Here is a 21,128-nt window from a genome sequence, read left to right on the forward strand (position 1 = left end):
ATGGTGCTAAGCACCCCCCTCTGCCCTGCCGGGCATCTCCCCCTCAAGGGGGGAGATCAGCAGCTCCACCGATAGCGCTTTTCTTCCAACGTTTGCGATTGGCGAAAGCCAGAGAGACATCTGATCTCCCCCCTTGAGGGGGAGATGTCCGGCAGGACAGAGGGGGGTGCCCAGGCGCAAGCGTCAGACCTTCAAGGCAGAAAAGATCAAGGCCTCACCTGTCCCGACCCGCGAACGCGGTATTTGAACGAAGTCAGTTGCTCGACGCCGACCGGTCCGCGCGCATGCATCTTGCCGGTGGCGATGCCGATCTCGGCGCCCATGCCGAACTCGCCGCCGTCGGCGAACTGCGTCGAGGCGTTGTGCAGAAGGATCGCCGAGTCGATATCGTTGAAGAATCGTTCGACCGCTTGCGCGTTCTCGGCGATGATCGCCTCGGTGTGATGCGAGGAGAAGGTCTCGATATGCTCGATCGCGCCAGCGACGCCGTCGACCAGCTTCACCGCGATGATGGCGTCGAGATATTCCGTCACCCAGTCGGCATCGGTCGCGAGGCTCGCGTCGGAAAAAGCCTGCATCACCTCGGTGTCCRCGTGGACCTCGCAGCCGGCGGCGCGCAGCGCTTCGAGGATCGGCACCAGATGCGTGGAGGCCACCGCACGGTCGACCAGCAAGGTCTCGGCCGCGCCGCAGACGCCGGTGCGCCGCATCTTGGCGTTGACGGCGATCTTCACCGCCATGTCGAGTTTCGCCGAGCGGTCGACATAGAGATGGCAGATGCCTTCGAGATGCGCGAAGACCGGCACCCGCGCCTCGTTCTGCACACGCCCGACGAGGCTCTTGCCGCCGCGCGGAATGATGACGTCGAGATTGCCGCCGAGCCCTTTCAGCATCTCGCCGACGGCGGCGCGGTCGGTGGTCGGCACCAGCTGGATGGCATCTTCCGGCAAGCCGGCGGCCTTGAGCCCCTCGACCATGCAGGCGTGGATCGCCGATGAAGAATTGATCGAGTCCGAGCCGCCGCGCAGGATCACGGGATTTCCCGCCTTCAGGCAGAGCGCGCCGGCATCGGCGGTCACGTTCGGACGGCTTTCATAGATGACCCCGACGACGCCGAGCGGCGTGCGCACGCGCTCAATGTGAAGGCCGTTCGGCCGGTCCCATTCGGCGGTGACGTCGCCGACCGGATCCTTGAGCGCCGCGATCTCGCGGATGCCGTCGGCCATGGCCTTGATGCGCGAGGGCGTGAGCTTCAGCCGGTCCATGAAGGACGCGGACAATCCGGCTTCCTCGCCATTCGACATGTCGACGGCGTTGGCCTCGAGGATCGCCTGCTCGTTGCGCAGGATGGCTTCGGCCATGGCAACCAGCGCGTTATTCTTGGCCTTGGTCGTGGCGACCGCCAACGGTCGCGCGGCGGCGCGGGCGCGGCGGCCGATATCGGCCATCGTCGCCACCGTGTCTTCCCCGGATTTTTCATGCAGCTTCAGCATGGTTCATCCTCTGCTGGGTCATTCGTCGCCAGCCAATACTTGGTCGCTGGTCAATATTTGATCGCCGGATTGGCTTACCACAAGGTCGTCGCGATGGATCATCGCCGAACGCGCCTCGTAGCCGAGCACATTTTCGATCTCGGCCGTCTTCAAACCCGCGATCCTTACGGCATCGGCGGCATCGTAGGCAACCAGCCCGCGCGCGATCTCATGCCCCTCGGGCGACAGGATCGCCACCGTGTCGCCGCGCGAGAAATTGCCGCTGACCAGCTTGACGCCGGCCGGCAGCAGCGACTTGCCCGACTTCAGCGCGCCGACGGCGCCGGCATCGACGGTGAGCCGGCCGGCCGGCTCGAGCTGCCCGGCGATCCAGGTCTTGTAGCCCTTCACCGGACTGGCGCTCGGCCGGAAGAAGGTGGCGCGCTCRCCGCGCTCGATCGCCATCAGCGGTGACAGCCGCGTGCCGGCGGTGATGATCATCGCCGTGCCGGCGGCGTTGGCGATCTTGCCGGCATCGAGTTTTGTCCGCATGCCGCCGCGCGAYAGTTCCGACGCTGCAGCACCGGCCATCGCCTCGATGTCGGGCGTGATGCGGTCGACCACCGGAATGAACTTGGCTTGCGGATCCTTGGCCGGCGGCGCGGTGTAGAGCCCGTCTATGTCCGAGAGCAGCACCAGCAGATCGGCGCCCATCATGGTCGCGACGCGTGCCGCCAGCCGGTCGTTGTCGCCATAGCGGATCTCGGAAGTCGCGACCGTGTCGTTCTCGTTGATGACCGGCACCGCCTTCATCTTGAGCAAGGTCGAGATCGTCGCGCGCGCGTTGAGATAGCGGCGGCGCTCCTCGGTATCGCCGAGGGTCAGAAGAATCTGGCCCGACTTCAGCCCGTCCTTGCCGAGCGCATCCGACCAGGCGCCGGCAAGCGCGATCTGGCCGACGGCGGCGGCGGCCTGGCTTTCCTCGAGCTTCAGCGCGCGCTTGCCGAGGCCGAGGATGGTGCGGCCGAGCGCGATGGCRCCCGACGAGACAACGAGCACTTCCGCGCCGGCATTGGCGAGCACCGCGATGTCGTCGGCCAAAGAGGTCAGCCAGTCGCGCTTGAGGCCGCTCGCGCGGTCGACAAGCAGCGCCGAGCCGATCTTCACGGTGATGYGCCGGTATGATTTCAGCGATTTCATGGGTTTTGCTGCCAGCGCGTGTCGACAGGRGCGGGAACGGCATCGCGCGCCTCCGCGACCACCGCCATCAGCGCGCGCTGAACAGCCTCGACGCCTTCGCCGGTGACTGCGGACAACAGCATCGGCGCGCGGCCGGCGGCACGCTTCAGCGAGGCTGCCTTCTTCTTGCGGGCGTCCGCGTCGAGGACATCGACCTGGGAAAGCGCGACGATCTCGACCTTCTCTGCCAGGCCATGGCCATAGGCTTCGAGCTCGGCGCGCACGGTCTTGTAGGCCTTGCCCGGGTTTTCCTCCAGCGCCGAGACGAGATGCAAGAGCACGCGCGTGCGCTCGACATGGCCGAGGAAGCGATCGCCGATGCCCATCCCCTCGTGCGCGCCCTCGATCAGACCGGGAATGTCGGCCAGCACGAATTCGCGGCCGTCGATGCGGGCAACGCCGAGGCCGGGATAGAGGGTGGTGAAGGGATAGTCGGCGATCTTCGGCTTGGCGGCGGTGACCGCGGCAAGGAAGGTCGACTTGCCGGCATTGGGCAGGCCGACAAGGCCGGCATCCGCGATGAGCTTGAGCCGCAGCCAGATGCTGAGCTCCTCGCCCGGCTGRCCGGGATTGGCGCGGCGCGGCGCCTGGTTGGTCGAGGTCTTGAAATGCTGGTTGCCGAAGCCGCCATTGCCGCCCTTGGCGAGCAGGAAGCGCTGGCCGACTTCGGTGAGATCGCAGATCAGCGTGTCGTTGTCCTCGGCAAAGACCTGGGTGCCGGCCGGCACCTTCAGCGTCACATCGGCGCCCTTGGCGCCGGTCATGTTGCGGCCCATGCCGTGCATGCCGGTCTTGGCCTTGAAATGCTGCTGGTAGCGATAGTCGATCAGCGTGTTCAGCCCGTCGACCGCTTCCACCCAGACATCGCCGCCGCGGCCGCCGTCGCCGCCGTCGGGACCGCCGAACTCGATGAATTTCTCGCGGCGAAACGACATCGACCCGGCGCCGCCGTCGCCGGAACGGATGTAAACCCTGGCTTGGTCGAGGAATTTCATCGGATTTCAGGTTTCTTCTGGTGGCCTTGCGCGACTGCTCTAACCCAAGGCGAGGCCCAGGGCGAGGCTGTTTTGTGACGAAAGCGCGGGCAGGTGCTTTTGCGTATGCCGCGAACACGCTAGCACTGTCGGCTTACGAATGATCTCGCGCGACGATCGTTTCCGGTTTTCGCGGCTCTGCGTTGGTGTTGGAGACCCGCAATGAAGATCGTCACCTACAACATCCAGTACGGCATCGGCCTCGACGGCCGCTACGATATCGGCCGCATCGCCGACGCCGTGCGCGGCGCCGACGTGATCGCGCTGCAGGAGGTCACCCGCAACAACCCGCGCAACGGCGACCGCGACATGGTGGCCGAGATCGGTGAAGCGCTGCCGGACTATTTTGCCGCCTATGGCAGTAATTTCGAGGTCAATGTCGGCTCGCGCCTGGACGCCGGCCGTGCCGTCACCCGGACCTTCCAGCTCGGCAACATGGTGCTGTCGAAAACGCCCATTCATCTGTCGCGCAATCTCCTTTTGCCGCGCAGCCGTAGCCTCGAGGCGATGAACTTCCAGCGCGGCGCGCTCGAGGCGCTGATCGAGACGCCGCTCGGCTTCGTCCGTTTCTACTCCACCCATCTCGACCATCGCAGCCCGGTCGAGCGCCAGGGCCAGATCCGCTTCCTGCGCCAGCGCCTGTTGAACTACGCGCTGGAAGGCGGCGGCCTTTCGGGCGTTCCCGAGATCGGCCTGCCGGACCTGCCCTATCCGGAAGCCTTCATCGTCATGGGCGACTTCAACATGCTGCCGGGGTCGGCCGAATATGTCGAACTCGCCGGTCGCCCGGATCWTGAGTTCGGCATGCCGCTGACCGCCGATCTCRCCGTCGACGCCGCTGAGCGCCTTGCCGCTTCCGGCCTCGTCACCTCCGTCGATCCAAAGCGGCCCGACGATGCAAGCCGCCACAAATGCATCGACTACATCTTCACCAGCGCTTCGCTGGCCCGCTCACTGAAGCGCCTCTGGGTCGACCGCCAGGCGGTCGGTTCCGATCACCTGCCGGTCTGGGTCGAGCTCGGCTGAGCCCATCCGCAGGGCCCCCTCAACCGGCCGCTTCGCGGGCACCTTCTCCCCAAGGGGAGAAGAGGTAGGCGCCGGCGCCTCGAGCTCCTCTCCCCTCGGGGAGAGGTGCCCCGAATTGCTCTCCGCAATTCGGTCGGCAATCCGGGTGAGGTGCCTTTGCTCAGCCTTCTGAAGCAATCATCAAAAATGCACCCAGTTGCGCAGGCTGGTCCAGGTCTTGCGGTCTAACCTATAGCGCTCGACCGGCACCTGGYCGGCGACGATCGAGTTCAGCATGCCCTGGCCGGCATACTGGAAGCCGCACTTGTGGATGACKCGGCGCRAGGCCGGATTGATGACCCTGGTCGAGGCGTGCAGCACCTGGATCGTGGTCTTCTGGAAGGCGAGGTCGACCAGCGCATGCGCCGCCTCCGTCRCATAGCCGCGCTTCCAGTAGGGCTCGCCGATCCAGTAGCCGAGCTCCAGCCCGCGATCGGTGGTGTTGAGCCCCGCGCAGCCGACGAAGGTGCCGGTGCCGGCAAGCGTCAGCGCATAGACGATGCCGGCGCGGCGCGACGAGGCCATGGCGAGAAAGGCTCTGGCTTCGGCTTCGCCATAGGGATGCGGCATGCGGGCCAGCATCTCGGCGACGTGACGGTTGTCGGCGAGCGCCACCAGTTGCTCGAGATCGCTCTCGCGCGGGGCACGCATGACCAGGCGCTCGGTGGCGAGCACCGGGCAATCGATCGCATAACTTTCGTCTTCGCTGTCTTCCGCTTCGGCAACCATTTTAGTCCTCCAGGCAAAGAAAAATGAAAAAGGAGAGATGGATGCCCATCTCTCCTGATCCTTTCCTGGCCTGGCCAGACACCGGTTCCCGAGATGGGCGCCGGTGTTATGGTGCGGAACCGGCTACTCCGCTGCTTTGGTGATCGGGTTTACCGACACGTAGGTTCGGCCGTTGGCTTTTTTGTTGAAGGCGACTGCGCCGGCTTCGAGCGCAAAARGGGTGTGGTCCGTGCCCATGCCAACGTTGGTGCCGGGATGCCATTGTGTGCCGCGCTGACGAATGATGATGTTGCCGGCGACCACGGTTTCGCCGCCGAACTTCTTCACGCCGAGCCGCTTGGAATGCGAGTCGCGACCRTTGCGCGACGAACCGCCAGCTTTCTTGTGTGCCATCTAACTAACTCCGATGCGCCATGAGGCGCTTGAATGGTCTTATGAACGCGTTCGCGTTCCGTTTCAAGTGCGTACCGGCGGTAATCGCCGGCCCGTCTTACGTATTCGCTCGTCTTACTTCTTCGCCAGTTCCTTGGCCTGCTCGCGCCAGTCCTTGATCTGGTCGGCGCTGAACGGCATGTGCTCGTCGATCTTGGCGACATCCTTGTCGGTGAGCTTGGCGAGCTGGGCGAAGGTGACGATGCCCTGCTCGGCGAGATCCTTCGCCGCGACCGGGCCGATGCCCTTGATGACCGTCAGATCATCCGGCTCGCCCTTCGGCGCCTTGAACAGCGGCGCAGCCGCGGTCTCGGCCCTGGCTTCCTCCTTCGGAGCAGCTTCCTTCTTGGCCTTGGCCTCCTTCGGAGCGGCCTCGGCCTTCGCCTCGGCGGCGGCTTCGGGCTTGGCGGCGGCCTTCTTCGACGGCTTGGCGCCACCCAGCAGGATCTCGGAGATCCTGACGGTGGTCAGCAGCTGACGGTGGCCGATCCGGCGACGCGAATTCTGGCGGCGGCGCTTCTTGAATGYGATGACGGTGCGGTTCTTGCCCTGTTCGACGACTTCCGCCGTGACCATGGCGCCATCGACGAATGGCGCGCCGAAGGTGACGTTCTCACCCTCGCCATGCGCGAGCACCTGGYCGATCTCGACGATATCGCCGACCTTGGCTTCGACTTTCTCGATCTTCAAGAGATCGTTTGCGGCGACGCGATACTRCTTGCCGCCCGTTTTGATGACTGCGAACATTTTTTGCCTTTCGCTGTTCGGTCGACCTTGATGAGCCGCCTCAAGCGGTTCGGCCGTCTTTTTGTCAGTCTGCGGGTTCAAAAAACAAGCGGCGCGGAGAAGCCTCCACGCCGGATGCGGGCCGTCCCTAACCGAAGGTTGCGCGAAAGTCAAGGCGACGGGCCCGCCCCCTTCGGAGGGCTGCAACACTCCCTGGGTAGCGCCGGCGCCCGATGCCGCGTCGGCTCCGCGGCTGGTGGCGAGCGCCCCGTCTCGGCCGGCGGCGCGAAGCGCGCAGCAGAGCGGGCGACGACCTGCCGAGCCTTCCGCCGGCAATGGCCGACCACCGCGGCCTTGCCGCTCTCCACAGAAGCGGCAAAATCGGTGGAATAAGGCCTTGTAACTGCAGCGGTCAGCCGTTATCTAGTGCGCCGCGCCGGCAACGGCCGACCATGACCTCGCGGAGAGGTGGCAGAGTGGTCGAATGCACCGCACTCGAAATGCGGCATACTCGCAAGGGTATCGGGGGTTCGAATCCCTCCCTCTCCGCCATCCTGCTTCGCGCTGCGCGCCTTGCAGGACAGGTCCAGCAAATTCTTCTCAGCGCGAAGCAGGCTGCCGTCCGAAGCCTTGCGAAGGAGGGCTTTGCGCGATTCGCTTTGAGCTCAGCGGCGTTCGTCCATATTCCCTGCGATGTGCAAGGAGTATCCGTTTTTCCYGCCGCCAGCGGGGATTTTGCCGCGACCGCCGCCTGTCCCCGCCTTGCCGCACGCGGAGCTGGCATTCGGGCAGACGCCCCACTGGCGGCCGCAGATGCCGGTAACCCAACAGTCCATTTTTGCATCCTCCGCGAGCGCGCTCATGYCGCCAGCCTCTGCATGGTTTCGGYCATTTCAGCCGAGACGCGGCGATCGTAGTCGTCGRCAAGCACCCGCAGGGCGGCGGCACCGTCGCCGCAAAATGACGGACCATGCATGAGCGCCAGCGTGCGCGGCGCGAGCTTGGCAAGTTCGCGGATCGTCGTGCCCATGCCGGGATTGAGGGCCGAATATTTGAACAGATCCTCGGCTGYGATCGCCGGYCCGACAACATCGCCGTCGGTCAGCGCGCGGTCGTTGCCGAGCTGGGTGAACAGATCGCCGCAGAGCAGCGTGCCGGTCGATTCCTCATACATGACGCCGGCGTCCCAGCCATGCGGCGTGTGCGGCGTGTCGATGAAGCGCACGCGCTTGCCGCCGCCGAGGTCGATCACCTCGCCGTCCTTGAGCACGCGCGGCGCGCGGTCTGCGAAATCGTTGAGCGACACGTAGACGCCGGTCTGTCCGTGCGCGGCTGTCGCTTGCGGCGCAACRCAAAGCCATTCGTTCATAGCGCCGCATTCGTCGGCCTCGAAATGGCCAAATCCGATCCAGCGCAGGCGGTTCGGCGGGATGATGCGGGCGAGCGCGTCGCGGTTCAGCGCGAACATCTTCCGCAAGCMGGTGTGGAACATGAGTGGCTCGTCGCCGAGGACGAGGAACTGGTTGAAGGTGAAGCCGACAGGCGGCGCAATATCCGGCACATAGGTCGAGAGGCGATAGATGCCGTCGGCGATTTCGTCGATTTTCGTTTCCATGGGTTCTCCTCAAACACGGTTGCGTTTCCCCTCCGGTCGCCCCGGGGCTGGACTTCGGGAAAAATCGAAGTACATATGTGTGTAGTGAAATCTTAGAGCCCTGTCAACAATGGATGCACACGTGCGTGCACTCAAAATGATATGACCCGCAAATACACCCTCAAGCGCCGTGCCGAGCAGCAGGCGGAAACCCGACGCCGCATCGTCGAAGCGGCCATCGATCTGCACGGCAGCGTCGGCCCCGCGGCGACGACCTTCAGCATGGTTGMCGAACACGCCGGCGTTCAGCGCCACACGCTCTACGCTCACTTCCCCGATGAGCGCAGCCTGCTGCAGGCTTGTTCGAGCACGCACATGGAAACCAATCCGCTGCCGAGCCCGGAAACGTGGCGTGCGGTGGCCGATCCAGGCGAACGGATGCGGATCGCTCTGCTGGCGATCTACGAATGGTACGGGCGCAACGAAGGCGTGGTGGCAAGCGCGTTACGCGACGCCGAACATCACCCGCCGACCCGCGAGGCTGTCGCGACGAGCATCGGRCCGTATTTCGCGGCCTGCCACGAGGTGCTCGGCGAAGGCCTCGGCGGCAGCCAGCGGGCGATGCTGCAGGTGGCGCTAAGCTTCYTCACCTGGCGCACGCTGGTGCGCGAGGCCGGCTTGCAGCCCCTTGAAGCCGCAGACACCATGGTCCAGGCCGTACAAGGCGCGAGTTGAGCGGGAGGCTCCGGCGGCAACAAGCCGAGATATGCGTGTCGTCAGGTTTCTGACAAATGCGCCTCTATGGCGCCCAAAAATATCTCGCCGAATTCCCTGAGCTTGGCCTCGCCGACGCCGTTCACTTCGGCGAAGGCGGCGAGGTCGCGCGGGCGGCGCTCGGCCATGTCGATCAGCGTACGGTCTGAGAAGACGACATAGGCCGGCACCTGGCGTTCCTTCGCCAGGCGCAGCCGCACCGCCTTGAGCGCGGCAAGCAGTCCGGCGTCCACCTCTTCGCCGCCTGGCGCGGCGGCACCCTGAGCCGGGCGCGCCTTGTTGCGCAGGGAACGGTGCCGCGTCTCGACGCGATACTCGAACGCAATCTCGCCGCGGCCGAGCGCGCGGCCGCTTTCGGAAATGGCAAGGCCACCATAGCCGTCCGGGTCCGGAATCAGGAACCCGCCCGCAACGAGTTGGCGGATCAGCGACAGCCATGCAGGTCGCTTGTGCGCCGCGCCGGTGCCGAAGCTGGCAAGCCTTTCATGACCCCTGGCCAGCACTTTCTCAGTCTCGTGGCCGAGCAGGACGTCGATAACATGCGCGGCGCCGAACCGCTCGCCGGTTTGCGCGACGGCCGCAAGGATGATGCGCGCTTCGGCGCTGCCGTCCGCGCGCGGCGCCCGGTTGAGGCAGTTGTCGCAATTGCCGCAGGGCGAGGCGCTTTCGCCGAAATAGCCGAGCAGGACCTGGCGGCGGCACTGCGCCGTCTCGCAATAGCCGATCAAGGTGTCCAGCCGGCCGTGCGAGCGCCGCTTGTGCTCGGGCGAAGCATCTTCGTCGTCGATGAACAGGCGACGCGTGCGGATGTCGCCGAGACCGTAGAGCATATGCGCCTCGGCAGGCCGCCCGTCGCGGCCGGCGCGGCCGATTTCCTGGTAATAGGCCTCCAGGCTCGCCGGCAGGTCGGTGTGGAAGACATAGGCGACATCGGGCTTGTCGATGCCCATGCCGAAGGCGATGGTCGCCACCATGACCACGCCCGACATGGTCATGAAGGCGTTCTGATTGGCCTCGCGCGCGTCCTTGCTCATGCCGGCATGGTAGGCGAGCGCGGTAATGCCGTTTTGCTCGAGGTAGGCGGCCATCTCCTCGGTCTTGCGGCGCGACAGGCAATAGACGATGCCGCTTCGCCCCGCATGGCGCTCGACGAAGCGCAGCAGCTGGCGCTTGCTGTCCTGCTTCGGCTCGATCGCAAGCTTGATGTTCGGCCGGTCGAAGCCCAGCACCAGCGTGTCGACGCGATCGGCAAACAGGCGCGCCGAAATGTCCGTGCGCGTCGTCTCGTCCGCCGTCGCCGTCAGCGCGATGATCGGCACTTTCGGAAAGATGTCGCGCAGCCGCGCAAGGTCCTCATATTCCCGGCGGAAGGCCGGCCCCCATTGCGAGATGCAATGCGCCTCGTCGATGGCGATCAGGCGAATGTCGAGCCGGGCAAGCGCGTCGAGCATGCGGTCGGTCATCAGCCGCTCGGGCGCGAGATAGAGCAGGCGAGTCTGGCCCGACGCGACCCGGCGCCACGCCGCGACATTGGCGTCGCGGTCGAGCGAGGAGTTGATCGTCTCGGCGGCGACGCCGGCTAGCCGCAGCGCCGCGACCTGGTCCTGCATCAGCGCCACTAGCGGCGAGACGACGATGGTGAGTCCGCCGAGCACAAGCGCCGGAACCTGGTAGCAGAGCGACTTGCCGGCGCCTGTCGGCATGACCGCCAGCACGTGGCCTCCCGCCAGCAGCGTGTCCATAATGTCGGCCTGGCCGGGCCGAAAATCGTCGAAGCCGAACACGTCCTTCAGCACGCGCCGCTTCGGATCGCCTTCCTCGGCAAGGAGGCCTGCCGTCGATGTCCACATCGCTTGCGATTCCCGGATTCGGCTGAGGCAACCTTCTTAAGAAGAAGATCGCCCGAGCGCCATCGCGATCGGACCCGTTAAACCAATCTTCACCATGTTGCGGCACCGTTCTCGTCCTGCGGCAATGTTTGAGTACCGCGGCGGCGCCACGAGCGCCCAGGCAACAAGCCCGCGCCCACAGCGCGGGCTTTCTTGCACCTGCCCTCGGCAGCACATTCCCAGGCGGGGAGTCATCAGATGCATCGCGGACCAGCAAGATGCCGCAATGTCGATTAATCGGAGCTGACAGGCCTTCTTGCGGCAGCGGAGAACAGGTGGTACGCCGCGTCTGCTCCATCGCACGCGACATCGACATGCCGCACCGTCGAAACCTCTCAGCCGTTTTGATGCCATGACTTCCCGCCGCCTTTCCGACAAAACGCTACGATCATTGCCAAGCGAGGTCTCGGTTYCCGCCTATGATCGGACTGCGGTCACRCCCGRCATCGTCCATCTCGGCGTCGGCGCCTTCCATCGCGCCCACCAGGCGGCTTACGTGGACGCCTGCCTGGCGAATGGCGAGACAGGCTGGGGCATCATCGGCGTCTCGCTGCGCAGCCCCGACACGCGCGATGCGCTGTCGCCGCAGGACGGTCTCTACACGCTGGCGGTACGAGACAGCGCCGGGGAGCAGTTGCAGGTGATCGGCTCGATCCAGTCGCTGCTGGTGGCGCCAGAGGATCCCGGCACCGTGCTCGCAGCGCTGACCGACCCGCGCACGCGCATCGTCACATTGACGATCACCGAAAAGGCCTATCTGCGGGCGGCCGATGGCACACTTGACGGCAGCCACCCCGACATCGTGCACGACCTGGAAAATCCGGCATCGCCGAAGACAGCGCATGGCTTCCTCGCCGAGGCGCTTGCGCGCCGCCGCGCCGCCAGCACGGCCCCCTTTACCGTGCTTTGCTGCGACAACCTGCCGGCCAATGGCGCTACGCTGCACCGGCTTCTCATCGAGTTCGCGAAGATGCGGAACGCCGGGCTTGCGCGTCACATAGCCGACGATGTGGCCTTCCCGTCGAGCATGGTCGACCGCATCGTGCCGGCGACGACGGATGCCGACCGGGCGCGTATCGCGCAAGATCTCGGCCTGGAGGACGCCTGGCCGGTGATGACCGAGCCGTTCCGGCAATGGGTGATCGAGGATCGCTTCCCGGCCGGACGACCGGCCTGGGAAAGGTTCGGCGTCACCATGGTCGCGGATGTCCGGCCGTTCGAGGACATGAAGCTCAGGCTGCTCAATGGCTCGCATTCGGCCATCGCCTATCTCGGCCTGCTCAGCGGCTTTGCCACCGTCGACCGGGCCTTCGCCGATCCGGCGATCCGGAAATTTGTCGATGCGTTGTGGGCGGTGGCGATCCCGACCCTGCCTCGGGATGCCGGGCTCGACACGGCCGCCTACACGGCCGAGCTCGCCCAGCGTTTTTCCAACACCGCGCTCGCCCACCGCACCGCGCAGATCGCCAATGACGGCAGCCAGAAGCTGCCGCAGCGTATAGTTGCCTCGGCAATGGAGCGCATCGAAACTGGGGCTRTGCCCAAGCATTTGATGCTGGTGATTGCCGCCTGGATCGCCGCATGCGAAGCGCGCGGCAGGACCCTGCCCGAAGCTCATTTCACCGACCCGCTCGACGCCGCCCTCGGCGAAGTTTTCGCCCGGCATCTGCCGCCAGCGCAGATGGTGACGGCTGTGTTCGACCTCGCCGGCTTTGCCAAGGACCACGCCGATCGCCGGGTCCTGATCGAACTCGTGACAACTCACCTCAGCCGTCTCAGGCAGGGCGRCCCGGCGCTTGCCATGGCCGCACTCGACATAGGCGACGCGTAACGGAGAACTTGCGGTTGCTAGCACGCCATATTCCCGGCTGCAGCGCCGYGACTACCTGGCTGCGTTCACGACCTGGCGCGAGGAATAATCGACCCCGTTTGAGTTCCAGAACAGGCGCACCGCCTTGCCGACGAGATTGCCGCAAGGAACCGTGCCCATGGTGAAGCGGCTGTCCGCCGAATTGTCGCGGTTGTCGCCCAGCATGAAATATTCTCCGGCCGGCACGACGATTTCCGGCGTGTCGTCGCCGGCCGAGGTCACATCATTGTCGATCACCAGATAGGAGACGCCTTCCGGCAGCGTTTCCCGCTGCAGCCTGGCCGAGCCTGTCTCTTCGGTGGAATAGTCCCCGAGATCCTCGAGCTTGACGGGAACGCGGTTGATGTAGAGTCGGCCGTCGACCATCTGGATCCGGTCGCCAGGCAGGCCGACAATGCGCTTGACGTAGTCGGTATCAGGATCGCTGCGCGGCCGGAACACAACGACGTCTCCCCGCTTAGGCAGGCTGCCGAGGATCCTGCCTTTGATCGACAGCAAGCCGAAGGGAGCACTGTAGCGGCCGTAGCCATAGGCCGATTTCGAGGCGAAGAAGTAGTCGCCGAGCAGAAGCGTCGGCTCCATGCTGCGGGACGGCATGGAGAATGGCTGGAACAGCAATATCCAGACCGCGAACGCCGCCCCGCAGGAAGTGAGAAGGACAAGCATGAGGACGGCAAACCCATGCGCATACCACTTGTCCGGCCTGAAGCGGGGCGCGAACGGAACGACGATCGCCACCGAAAGAACCGCCATGCCGAGCACGGCAATGGCGCCGGCCGCAGCCGGACCGGCATCGGGAAAGACCGGGAGTCCGATGTAGCAGACTGYGAGCGCTGCGAGGCTGAGAACGATCAGCCAGGCGACGGCCGGCCTACCGGCGCCGACCCACAGGAAGCCGCCGAACGGTCCGCCGAACACAGATACGAGCGCGGTCGACCATTTGGACCGTGAACTTGGCTCGCTGGACATCCGGCGCCCTCAAAGCAATCCCAGGAAAGTGCGAGGCGGTTTTCCGTCAGGGATTGCGTCCGAACAAGAGAAAGAGCGGCTAGCCGTTTCGGTGAAACGGCAAGACGCTCTGGGCGGACTGTCCCCCAAACGAGAAAACAGGGCAAACAAAAAAGCGGGGCAAGCCCCGCCTTTTCAATCCATCGTCAGGAACGGTCTAGGAGCCGTTGTCAGGCCGGCAGCAGCGCGCCTTCCAGCGTGGTGAGCTGGCTGAGGAACTGCTCGGCCCTGGCGCGGCTCTCGTCATCCTTGGCGTCGGCCGCGTCTTCCCTGGCTTCCTGGATTCGGCGGGCAATGTCGGCGCGGTCGATGTCGTTCACATGCGTTGCCGATTCGGCAAGCAGYGTGCAGCCCGACGGCAGGATATCGGCGAAGCCGCCGAACACGACATAGCGCTCTTCCTTGCCGGCCGCGGTCTTCACCGTGACGACGCCAGGCTTGATCGTGGTCATGACCGGAGCGTGCTGCGCCAGCACCGTCATCTCGCCTTCGGCACCTGGGATGASGACGGACTCGACCTGCTCGGAAAGCAGGAGCCGCTCCGGCGAGACCAGTTCGAACTTGAAAGCTTCAGCCATTGTCAATTTAGCGAGTAGGGAATAGCGAGTAGCGAGTAGTGAAGAAACTCGCCAGGCCCGTTGATCCCTATTCGCTACTCCCTATTCGCCATTCGCTTTCTTATGCCGCTTCAGCYGCCAGGCGCTGCGCCTTCTCGACCGCTTCCTCGATGCCGCCGACCATGTAGAAGGCGGCTTCCGGCAGGTGGTCGTAGTCGCCGGCGCAGAGGCCCTTGAAGCCCTTGATGGTGTCGGCGAGGTCGACCAGCTTGCCCGGCGAGCCCGTGAACACTTCGGCGACGAAGAACGGCTGCGACAGGAAGCGCTCGATCTTGCGGGCGCGGGCCACGGTTTGCTTGTCCTCTTCCGACAGCTCGTCCATGCCGAGGATCGCGATGATGTCCTGCAGTGACTTGTAGCGCTGCAGGATCGACTGCACCTGGCGGGCGACCTGGTAGTGCTCTTCGCCGACGACCATCGGGTCGAGCATACGCGAGGTGGAATCCAGCGGGTCAACGGCCGGGTAGATGCCCTTTTCCGAGATGGCGCGGTTGAGCACGGTGGTGGCGTCGAGGTGGGCGAACGAGGTCGCCGGCGCCGGGTCGGTCAGGTCGTCGGCCGGAACGTAGATGGCCTGCACCGAAGTGATCGAACCCTTGGTCGTCGTCGTGATGCGCTCCTGCAGCGCGCCCATGTCGGTGGCCAGCGTCGGCTGATAACCCACGGCCGAGGGGATGCGGCCGAGCAGCGCCGACACTTCCGAGCCCGCCTGCGTGAAGCGGAAGATATTGTCGACGAAGAACAGCACGTCCTGACCCTGGTCGCGGAAATACTCGGCGACCGTCAGGCCGGTCAGGCCGACGCGGGCGCGCGCGCCCGGCGGCTCGTTCATCTGACCGTAGACCAGCGCGGCCTTCGAGCCCTGGYCGCCGCCCTTCTTGTTGACGCCCGATTCGATGAACTCGTGATAGAGGTCGTTGCCTTCGCGGGTGCGCTCGCCGACGCCGGCGAACACCGAGAAGCCGCCGTGAGCCTTGGCGACGTTGTTGATCAGTTCCTGGATCAGCACGGTCTTGCCGACGCCGGCGCCGCCGAACAGGCCGATCTTGCCGCCGCGGGCGTAAGGGGCGAGCAGGTCGAGAACCTTGATGCCCGTCACCAGGATCTGCGCTTCGGTCGACTGGTCGACATAGGCCGGAGCCGGCTGGTGGATAGCGCGCTTTTCGACGGCGTCGACCGGGCCGGCCTCGTCGACCGGCTCGCCGATGACGTTGATGATGYGGCCGAGCATGCCCGGGCCGACCGGCACCGAGATCGGCGCGCCGGTGTCATAGACCTCCTGGCCGCGGACCAAGCCTTCGGTCGAGTCCATGGCGATGCAGCGCACGGTGTTCTCGCCGAGATGCTGGGCGACCTCGAGCACGAGGCGGTTGCCGACATTGTCGGTTTCCAGCGCGTTCAGAATTGCCGGCAGATGGTCTTCGAACTGCACGTCGACGACGGCGCCAATGACCTGGCGGACCTTGCCGGCGACGCCGCTCTTCTTCACCGCAGCGCTCACCGCCTTGGCGGTGGCGGCCTTGGCCGGAGCTGCTGCCTTGGCCGGAGCGGCCGCCTTCTTCGCCGGAGCGGCCTTCGCGGCTGCCGGGGCCTTTGCCGCTTCCTTGGAGGCCGGTGCCGCCTTGGCGGCGGTCTTCGGGTTAGCTGCTTTCGCCATCGTCTTTGCCCTTCTCGTCTATCTGTTGCTCACGCCACTGCGAGGTCTCAAACCCCGCGCGTGCGTGCCTAGAGCGCCTCGGCGCCCGAAATGATTTCGATGAGTTCCTTGGTGATCTGCGCCTGCCGCTGGCGGTTGTAGGTGATCGACAGCCTGTTGATCATGTCGCCGGCATTGCGCGTCGCGTTGTCCATCGCACTCATCTTGGCGCCCATCTCGCCGGCCGCGTTTTCGAGCAGCGCGCGGAAGATCTGCACGGCGATGTTGCGCGGGATGAGGTCGGAGAGGATTTCGCCCGGCTCCGGCTCGTACTCGTAGACAGCGGTGGCGCCGTTGCCGGTCTCGGCAGCGGCGGAAGCCTGGGCGGCCGGAATGATCTGCTGCGCGGTCGGAACCTGGCTGATCACCGACTTGAACTGCGAATAGAACAGCGTGCAGACGTCGAAGCCGTCCTGGTTGAACAGGTTGATGACCTTGCGCGCGATCGCGTCGGCATTGACGAAGCCCAGCGTCTTGACCTCGCGCAGGTCGACGCGTTCGATCACCAGCGAACCGTAGTCGCGGCGCAGAAGGTCGTAGCCCTTCTTGCCGACACAGATGATCTTCACCTGCTTGCCGTCGGAGAGAAGCCGGCGGATGTGCTCACGGGCAAGGCGCGCGATCTGCGAGTTGAAGCCGCCGCACAGGCCGCGCTCGGCGGTGYAGACGATGAGCAGGTGCACGWCGTCCTTGCCGGTGCCGGTCATCAGCGCCGGGGCGTCGCCGCCGCCGCCGATCGCCTGGGTGATGTTGGACAGCACCGCGCTCATGCGCTCGGAATAGGGGCGCGCCGCTTCCGCCGCTTCCTGTGCGCGACGCAGCTTCGCCGCGGCGACCATCTGCATCGCCTTGGTGATCTTCTGCGTCGCCTTGACCGAGGCGATACGGTTACGAAGGTCTTTTAGTGAAGGCATGCTTCAACCCGATCCCGTGCGTCCGGCTGCTTCTTAAGCGAAGGTCTTGGCGAAGGCGTCGATCTCGGCCTTGARCTTGGCGCGCAGGTCGTCCGACAGCGCCTTCTCCTTGCGGATGGCGTCGAGCACGTCCTTGYCGGCCGAGCGCATATGGCTGAGCAGGCCCTGCTCGAACTTGCCGACCYGGTTAAGCGCCAGCTTGTCGAGATAGCCACTGACGCCGGCGAAGATCACCGCGACCTGCTCTTCCGTCTTGAGCGGTGAGAACTGCGGCTGCTTCAAGAGCTCCGTCAGGCGCGAGCCGCGGTTGAGCAGGCGCTGGGTGGCGGCGTCGAGGTCGGAACCGAACTGCGCGAAGGCCGCCATTTCGCGGTACTGCGCGAGCTCGCCCTTGATCGAGCCGGCGACCTGCTTCATCGCCTTGACCTGCGCCGACGAGCCGACGCGCGACACCGACAGGCCGACATTCACCGCCGGTCTGATGYCCTGGAAGAACAGGTTGGTTTCGAGGAAGATCTGGCCGTCGGTGATCGAGATCACGTTGGTCGGGATGTAGGCCGACACGTCGTTGGCCTGCGTCTCGATGATCGGCAGGGCGGTCAGCGAGCCGGCGCCGTTGTCGTCATTGAGCTTGGCGGCGCGCTCGAGCAGGCGCGAGTGCAGGTAGAAGACGTCGCCCGGATAGGCTTCGCGGCCCGGCGGGCGGCGCAGCAGGAGCGACATCTGGCGATAGGCGACGGCCTGCTTCGACAGGTCGTCATAGCTGATCAGAGCATGCATGCCGTTGTCGCGGAAATACTCGCCCATCGTGCAGCCGGCGAACGGCGCCAGGAACTGCATCGGCGCCGGGTCGGACGCGGTGGCGGCGATGATGATGGAGTAGTCGAGCGCGCCGCGCTCTTCCAACACCTTGACGAACTGCGCGACGGTCGAGCGCTTCTGGCCGACGGCGACGTAGACGCAGTAGAGCTTCTCCTTCTCCGGGCCGTTGTCGTGCACCGACTTCTGGTTCAGCATCGTGTCGAGGATGATGGCGGTCTTGCCCGTCTGGCGGTCGCCGATGACCAGCTCGCGCTGGCCGCGGCCGACCGGGATCAGCGCGTCGATCGCCTTGAGGCCGGTCGACATTGGCTCGTGCACCGACTTGCGCGGAATGATGCCGGGCGCCTTGACGTCGACGCGGCGGCGTTCGGTGGCCTTGATCGGGCCCTTGCCGTCGATCGGGTTGCCGAGCGCGTCCACCACGCGGCCGAGCAGGCCGGGGCCGACCGGGACGTCGACGATTGCGCCGGTGCGCTTGACGGTGTCGCCTTCCTTGATGTCGCGGTCGTTGCCGAAGATGACRACGCCGACATTGTCGGCTTCGAGGTTCAGCGCCATGCCGCGGATGCCGCCCGGGAATTCGACCATTTCGCCGGCCTGGACATTGTCGAGGCCGTAGACGCGGGCGATGCCGTCACCGACGGACAGAACCTGACCGACTTCGGAGACTTCGGCCTCCTTGCCGAAATTCTTGATCTGGTCTTTCAGAATTGCGGAAATTTCCGCGGCGCGGATGTCCATCAGCCGACCTCTTTCAGTGCAAGCTTAAGCGAATTGAGTTTGGTTTTGAGCGACGTATCGATCTGGCGGGAGCCCATCTTGACGATCAGGCCGCCGAGCAGCGACGGATCGACGGTCATGGCGATGGCCACGTCCTTGCCGGCGATGCTCTTCAGCGTCGCCTTGAGCTCGGTCTGCTGCGCGGCCGTCAGCGCATGCGCCGAGGTGACCTCGGCRGAAGTCTCGCCGCGATGATCGGCGGCGATCTGGCGGAAAGCCTTGATCATGCCGGGGACCGCGAACAGGCGGCGGTTGCGGGCGACGACGCGCAGGAAGTTGCCGACGAGGCCGGTGATCTTGGCCTTGCCAATGATGGCGCCGATCGCCTTGGCCTGATCGTCGCTGGAGAAGACCGGGCTGTTGATCAGCCGGTTGAGGTCGGCACTACTGTTGAGCAGCGCCTCGAAATCGTTGAGGTCGGCCTCGACCTTGGCGACCGAATTTTCCTGCAGGGCGAGCTCGAACAGCGAGCTTGCATAGCGTTCTGCGACAGCTGAGATTGGCGATGACGATTGGGCCACGGACCGTCTTTTCTCTTGTCTGACAGGCCGCAGATTGTTGGCGCGAGCGAAAACTCTGGCTAAATCTTTGACCTTACTGCAATTTTTCCAAGCACGGAGGCGCGGCTTCCGCTATCCCCGGCCGAAAGTCGATTGCCGTCTAGCACAGGCCTTTTAARACCGCAATGCATCGTCCGGCATGGTTTTCAGGCACTTTTRTCGCATCGGGCGGCGAAGTTCAACCGGCGGCCCCGAGGAATTGAAGTTCCCGCTGTTTCGACCACGCCGRCATCTTCGGATTTCAGGTCCGGACCCCTCCGATTCTGTGGCGATGCCGAAGTGAGGTGGAAGCCGGATTTGCCCCTGCAGCCCTCCACCGCGGGTGTCCTGCATCTGTGGCTATGGCGACCGCGGCCGGAGTTTGATACGGAGCAAGGATYATTGAAGCGAGYCGGAAACGTAGCGACGGTTGAAGCGGCTCTTTTCACAATTGCGGTGGTAGCTTGCAGCCGGTTGATGAGCGACGGGAACTTCGGCCGGAGATACAGGGTCTGCGCGGTGTGGCCGTTGCGCTGGTCGTCGCTTACCATTTGTGGCCGACAGTTCTTCCCGGCGGATATGTAGGCGTCGACGTCTTTTTCGTCATTTCAGGCTATCTCATCACCGGCATACTTGCGCGCATGGCGATGCAGGACGGCCGCATATCGCTGCTCGTATTCTATGCCAGACGGATCCGGAGGCTTTTGCCTGCCGCGACCCTCGTCCTGCTGGCAACGCTGTGCGGAACGCTGCTGTTCCTCTCGAAGGCGCGCTGGGAGGAGACTRCCAAGCAGATCCTGGCCAGTGCGCTCTATGTCCAGAACTGGCGCCTAGCTTCGATCGCGGTCAGCTATCTCGATGCGGACAGTTTGCCGACACCGGTGCAGCATTATTGGTCGCTCTCCATCGAAGAGCAGTTCTACATTGTCTGGCCGGTCCTCATGATCGGCGTGATCTGGCTGTCGCGCCGCAGGGCTCTGYCCCTCGGACGCTCGCTCGTTGCGGCGCTGTCGCTTGTGTTTGWCGCGTCGCTGATCGCGTCGCTGGTCACAACAAGGCTGGATGCCGCCCAGGCCTATTTCGTCACACAGACGCGCATCTGGGAACTGGCGCTCGGCGGGCTGCTGAGCCTGGTCGAGGACCGGATAAACCTGGCGAGCCCGGTAAAGCGAACGCTTGCGATTGTCGGCGTCACCTGCATCCTCGCATCGGCGGTGCTGTTCTCATCGGCGACCCCCTTCCCGGGCGCCGCCGCCTTGCTGCCGACCTTTGCCACCGTTTTCATACTTTTGGCCGGCAATACCGGGGGCGGCCGGTTTCTAGGCATCGATTCGCCGATCCTGCGATTCGTCGGCGACCGGTCCTACTCGATCTATCTTTGGCACTGGCCGCTGCTGACATTGTACCTGGCGCAGGGCTATTCGCCGACGCTTGCCGGCAACGTCTTCCTGGTAGTGCTGACCATTGTGCTGTCGGACCTGTCTTATCGGCATGTGGAGCAGCGCTACAGGCAGGTTTGGCCCGGCGCCTGGTGGAAGCCGCTGAGCTATGGCACGGTCGCGGCACTGACATGCGTCGCCGCCTCCGGCGGTCTCCTCCTCGCCCTTCGGTCCGCGACCATCGACACCGCCTTGATCGGCACGCCTGCCTACCCCGGGCCGGCTGCCCTGCTTTCAGGCGCGCTGAGCCCGCCCGATGTCGATCTTCTTCCTCCTTTGGCGACACTGCGGAGAGACGTTCCGGTCGTCTATTCGTCCAAATGCCACCAGGAGGAGGCGAGCGCCGAACCGGTTGCGTGCCTTCTGGGCGACCCCGCCGGCGCGAGGACCATCGTGCTGGTGGGCGATTCCCATGCCGCGCAATGGGTTCCCGCACTCGACCGCATCGCCAAGGAGCGCGGGTTCAGGCTCGTCAGCTTCACGAAATCG

Annotated in this window: 18 protein-coding genes and 1 tRNA gene; 5 read left to right on the forward strand and 14 right to left on the reverse strand. The window is 65.0% G+C overall.

Annotated features, from left to right (window positions below; all coding sequences use genetic code 11):
• Positions 1–206 precede the first annotated feature (206 nt).
• Genes ORS3428_RS04765 through obgE form a run of 3 tightly spaced genes read right to left on the reverse strand, consistent with a single transcriptional unit; the run spans position 207 to position 3,706 of the window.
• On the reverse strand, positions 207–1,493 hold the full coding sequence (locus ORS3428_RS04765) for a glutamate-5-semialdehyde dehydrogenase (RefSeq protein ID WP_071095078.1): 1,287 nt from the start codon (positions 1,491–1,493) through the stop codon (positions 207–209).
• An 18-nt stretch (positions 1,494–1,511) separates the two neighbouring features.
• The gene (proB, locus tag ORS3428_RS04770; RefSeq protein WP_071095080.1) at positions 1,512–2,672 is read right to left on the reverse strand and encodes a glutamate 5-kinase; all 1,161 of its coding nucleotides are present in this window, start codon (positions 2,670–2,672) and stop codon (positions 1,512–1,514) included.
• Positions 2,669–3,706 carry a GTPase ObgE gene (gene obgE / locus ORS3428_RS04775; protein ID WP_071095083.1) on the reverse strand — a complete coding sequence of 346 codons (1,038 nt, stop codon included), beginning with the start codon at positions 3,704–3,706 and terminating at the stop codon, positions 2,669–2,671. Before obgE ends, proB begins: the two co-directional genes overlap by 4 nt.
• A gap of 201 nt (positions 3,707–3,907) precedes the next feature.
• Between obgE and ORS3428_RS04780 the strand changes: the two genes are divergently transcribed.
• Entirely contained in the window at positions 3,908–4,771 is an 864-nt protein-coding gene (locus tag ORS3428_RS04780) for an endonuclease/exonuclease/phosphatase family protein (protein ID WP_071095085.1), read from the forward strand.
• A 180-nt stretch (positions 4,772–4,951) separates the two neighbouring features.
• On the opposite strand, the gene ORS3428_RS04785 is transcribed toward ORS3428_RS04780, so the two are convergent.
• From ORS3428_RS04785 to ORS3428_RS04795, 3 genes are all read right to left on the reverse strand, one after another.
• Positions 4,952–5,539, reverse strand: coding sequence for a GNAT family N-acetyltransferase (locus ORS3428_RS04785; RefSeq protein WP_071095087.1), 588 nt, complete (start codon positions 5,537–5,539; stop codon positions 4,952–4,954).
• Between the two features lie 123 nt (positions 5,540–5,662).
• Entirely contained in the window at positions 5,663–5,932 is a 270-nt protein-coding gene (gene rpmA / locus ORS3428_RS04790) for a 50S ribosomal protein L27 (protein ID WP_071095089.1), read from the reverse strand.
• 114 nt (positions 5,933–6,046) lie between these two features.
• Positions 6,047–6,718, reverse strand: coding sequence for a 50S ribosomal protein L21 (locus ORS3428_RS04795; protein ID WP_071095137.1), 672 nt, complete (start codon positions 6,716–6,718; stop codon positions 6,047–6,049).
• Between the two features lie 441 nt (positions 6,719–7,159).
• Here ORS3428_RS04795 and ORS3428_RS04800 point away from each other — a divergent pair.
• A tRNA-Ser gene (locus tag ORS3428_RS04800) sits at positions 7,160–7,249 on the forward strand.
• A 307-nt stretch (positions 7,250–7,556) separates the two neighbouring features.
• Here the strand turns inward: ORS3428_RS04800 and ORS3428_RS04805 are convergent.
• Positions 7,557–8,312, reverse strand: coding sequence for an MBL fold metallo-hydrolase (locus ORS3428_RS04805; RefSeq protein ID WP_071095091.1), 756 nt, complete (start codon positions 8,310–8,312; stop codon positions 7,557–7,559).
• A 141-nt stretch (positions 8,313–8,453) separates the two neighbouring features.
• Between ORS3428_RS04805 and ORS3428_RS04810 the strand changes: the two genes are divergently transcribed.
• Complete coding sequence (locus ORS3428_RS04810; protein WP_071095093.1) at positions 8,454–9,026, forward strand: TetR/AcrR family transcriptional regulator; 573 nt, start codon at positions 8,454–8,456, stop codon at positions 9,024–9,026.
• 41 nt (positions 9,027–9,067) lie between these two features.
• Here the strand turns inward: ORS3428_RS04810 and recQ are convergent, their stop codons facing one another.
• Positions 9,068–10,915 carry a DNA helicase RecQ gene (gene recQ / locus ORS3428_RS04815; RefSeq protein ID WP_071095095.1) on the reverse strand — a complete coding sequence of 616 codons (1,848 nt, stop codon included), beginning with the start codon at positions 10,913–10,915 and terminating at the stop codon, positions 9,068–9,070.
• A 391-nt stretch (positions 10,916–11,306) separates the two neighbouring features.
• Between recQ and ORS3428_RS04820 the strand changes: the two genes are divergently transcribed.
• Positions 11,307–12,785, forward strand: a complete 1,479-nt coding sequence (locus ORS3428_RS04820) for a mannitol dehydrogenase family protein (protein WP_071095097.1) — start codon at positions 11,307–11,309, stop codon at positions 12,783–12,785.
• A 51-nt stretch (positions 12,786–12,836) separates the two neighbouring features.
• On the opposite strand, the gene lepB is transcribed toward ORS3428_RS04820, so the two are convergent.
• The 6 genes from lepB to ORS3428_RS04850 form a co-directional block, all read right to left on the reverse strand.
• Positions 12,837–13,793, reverse strand: coding sequence for a signal peptidase I (lepB, locus tag ORS3428_RS04825; protein ID WP_244507854.1), 957 nt, complete (start codon positions 13,791–13,793; stop codon positions 12,837–12,839).
• A 209-nt stretch (positions 13,794–14,002) separates the two neighbouring features.
• Positions 14,003–14,410, reverse strand: a complete 408-nt coding sequence (locus tag ORS3428_RS04830) for a F0F1 ATP synthase subunit epsilon (RefSeq protein WP_071095099.1) — start codon at positions 14,408–14,410, stop codon at positions 14,003–14,005.
• Between the two features lie 100 nt (positions 14,411–14,510).
• Positions 14,511–16,106: a F0F1 ATP synthase subunit beta gene (atpD, locus tag ORS3428_RS04835; RefSeq protein WP_071095101.1), complete on the reverse strand. Its 1,596-nt coding sequence runs from the start codon at positions 16,104–16,106 to the stop codon at positions 14,511–14,513.
• Positions 16,107–16,174: 68 nt separating this feature from the next.
• Entirely contained in the window at positions 16,175–17,059 is an 885-nt protein-coding gene (locus ORS3428_RS04840) for a F0F1 ATP synthase subunit gamma (RefSeq protein WP_071095104.1), read from the reverse strand.
• A 33-nt stretch (positions 17,060–17,092) separates the two neighbouring features.
• Positions 17,093–18,622 (reverse strand): F0F1 ATP synthase subunit alpha, encoded by a 1,530-nt coding sequence (atpA, locus tag ORS3428_RS04845; RefSeq protein ID WP_071095106.1) that lies wholly within the window; start codon positions 18,620–18,622, stop codon positions 17,093–17,095.
• Entirely contained in the window at positions 18,622–19,182 is a 561-nt protein-coding gene (locus ORS3428_RS04850; protein ID WP_071095108.1) for a F0F1 ATP synthase subunit delta, read from the reverse strand. Before ORS3428_RS04850 ends, atpA begins: the two co-directional genes overlap by 1 nt.
• 482 nt (positions 19,183–19,664) lie before the next feature.
• Here ORS3428_RS04850 and ORS3428_RS04855 point away from each other — a divergent pair.
• On the forward strand, positions 19,665–21,128 hold a 1,464-nt coding region (locus tag ORS3428_RS04855; protein ID WP_131802835.1), incomplete at its 3' end, for an acyltransferase family protein.

It is taken from the genome of Mesorhizobium sp. ORS 3428, assembly GCF_001854785.1.
GTDB lineage: Bacteria > Pseudomonadota > Alphaproteobacteria > Rhizobiales > Rhizobiaceae > Mesorhizobium.

What these genes read in the sequence shown, in the direction of transcription:
- recQ (WP_071095095.1), bottom strand. Translation starts at nt 10,915, where the DNA reads ATGTGGACATCGACGGCAGGCCTCCTTGCCGAGGAAGGCGATCCGAAG.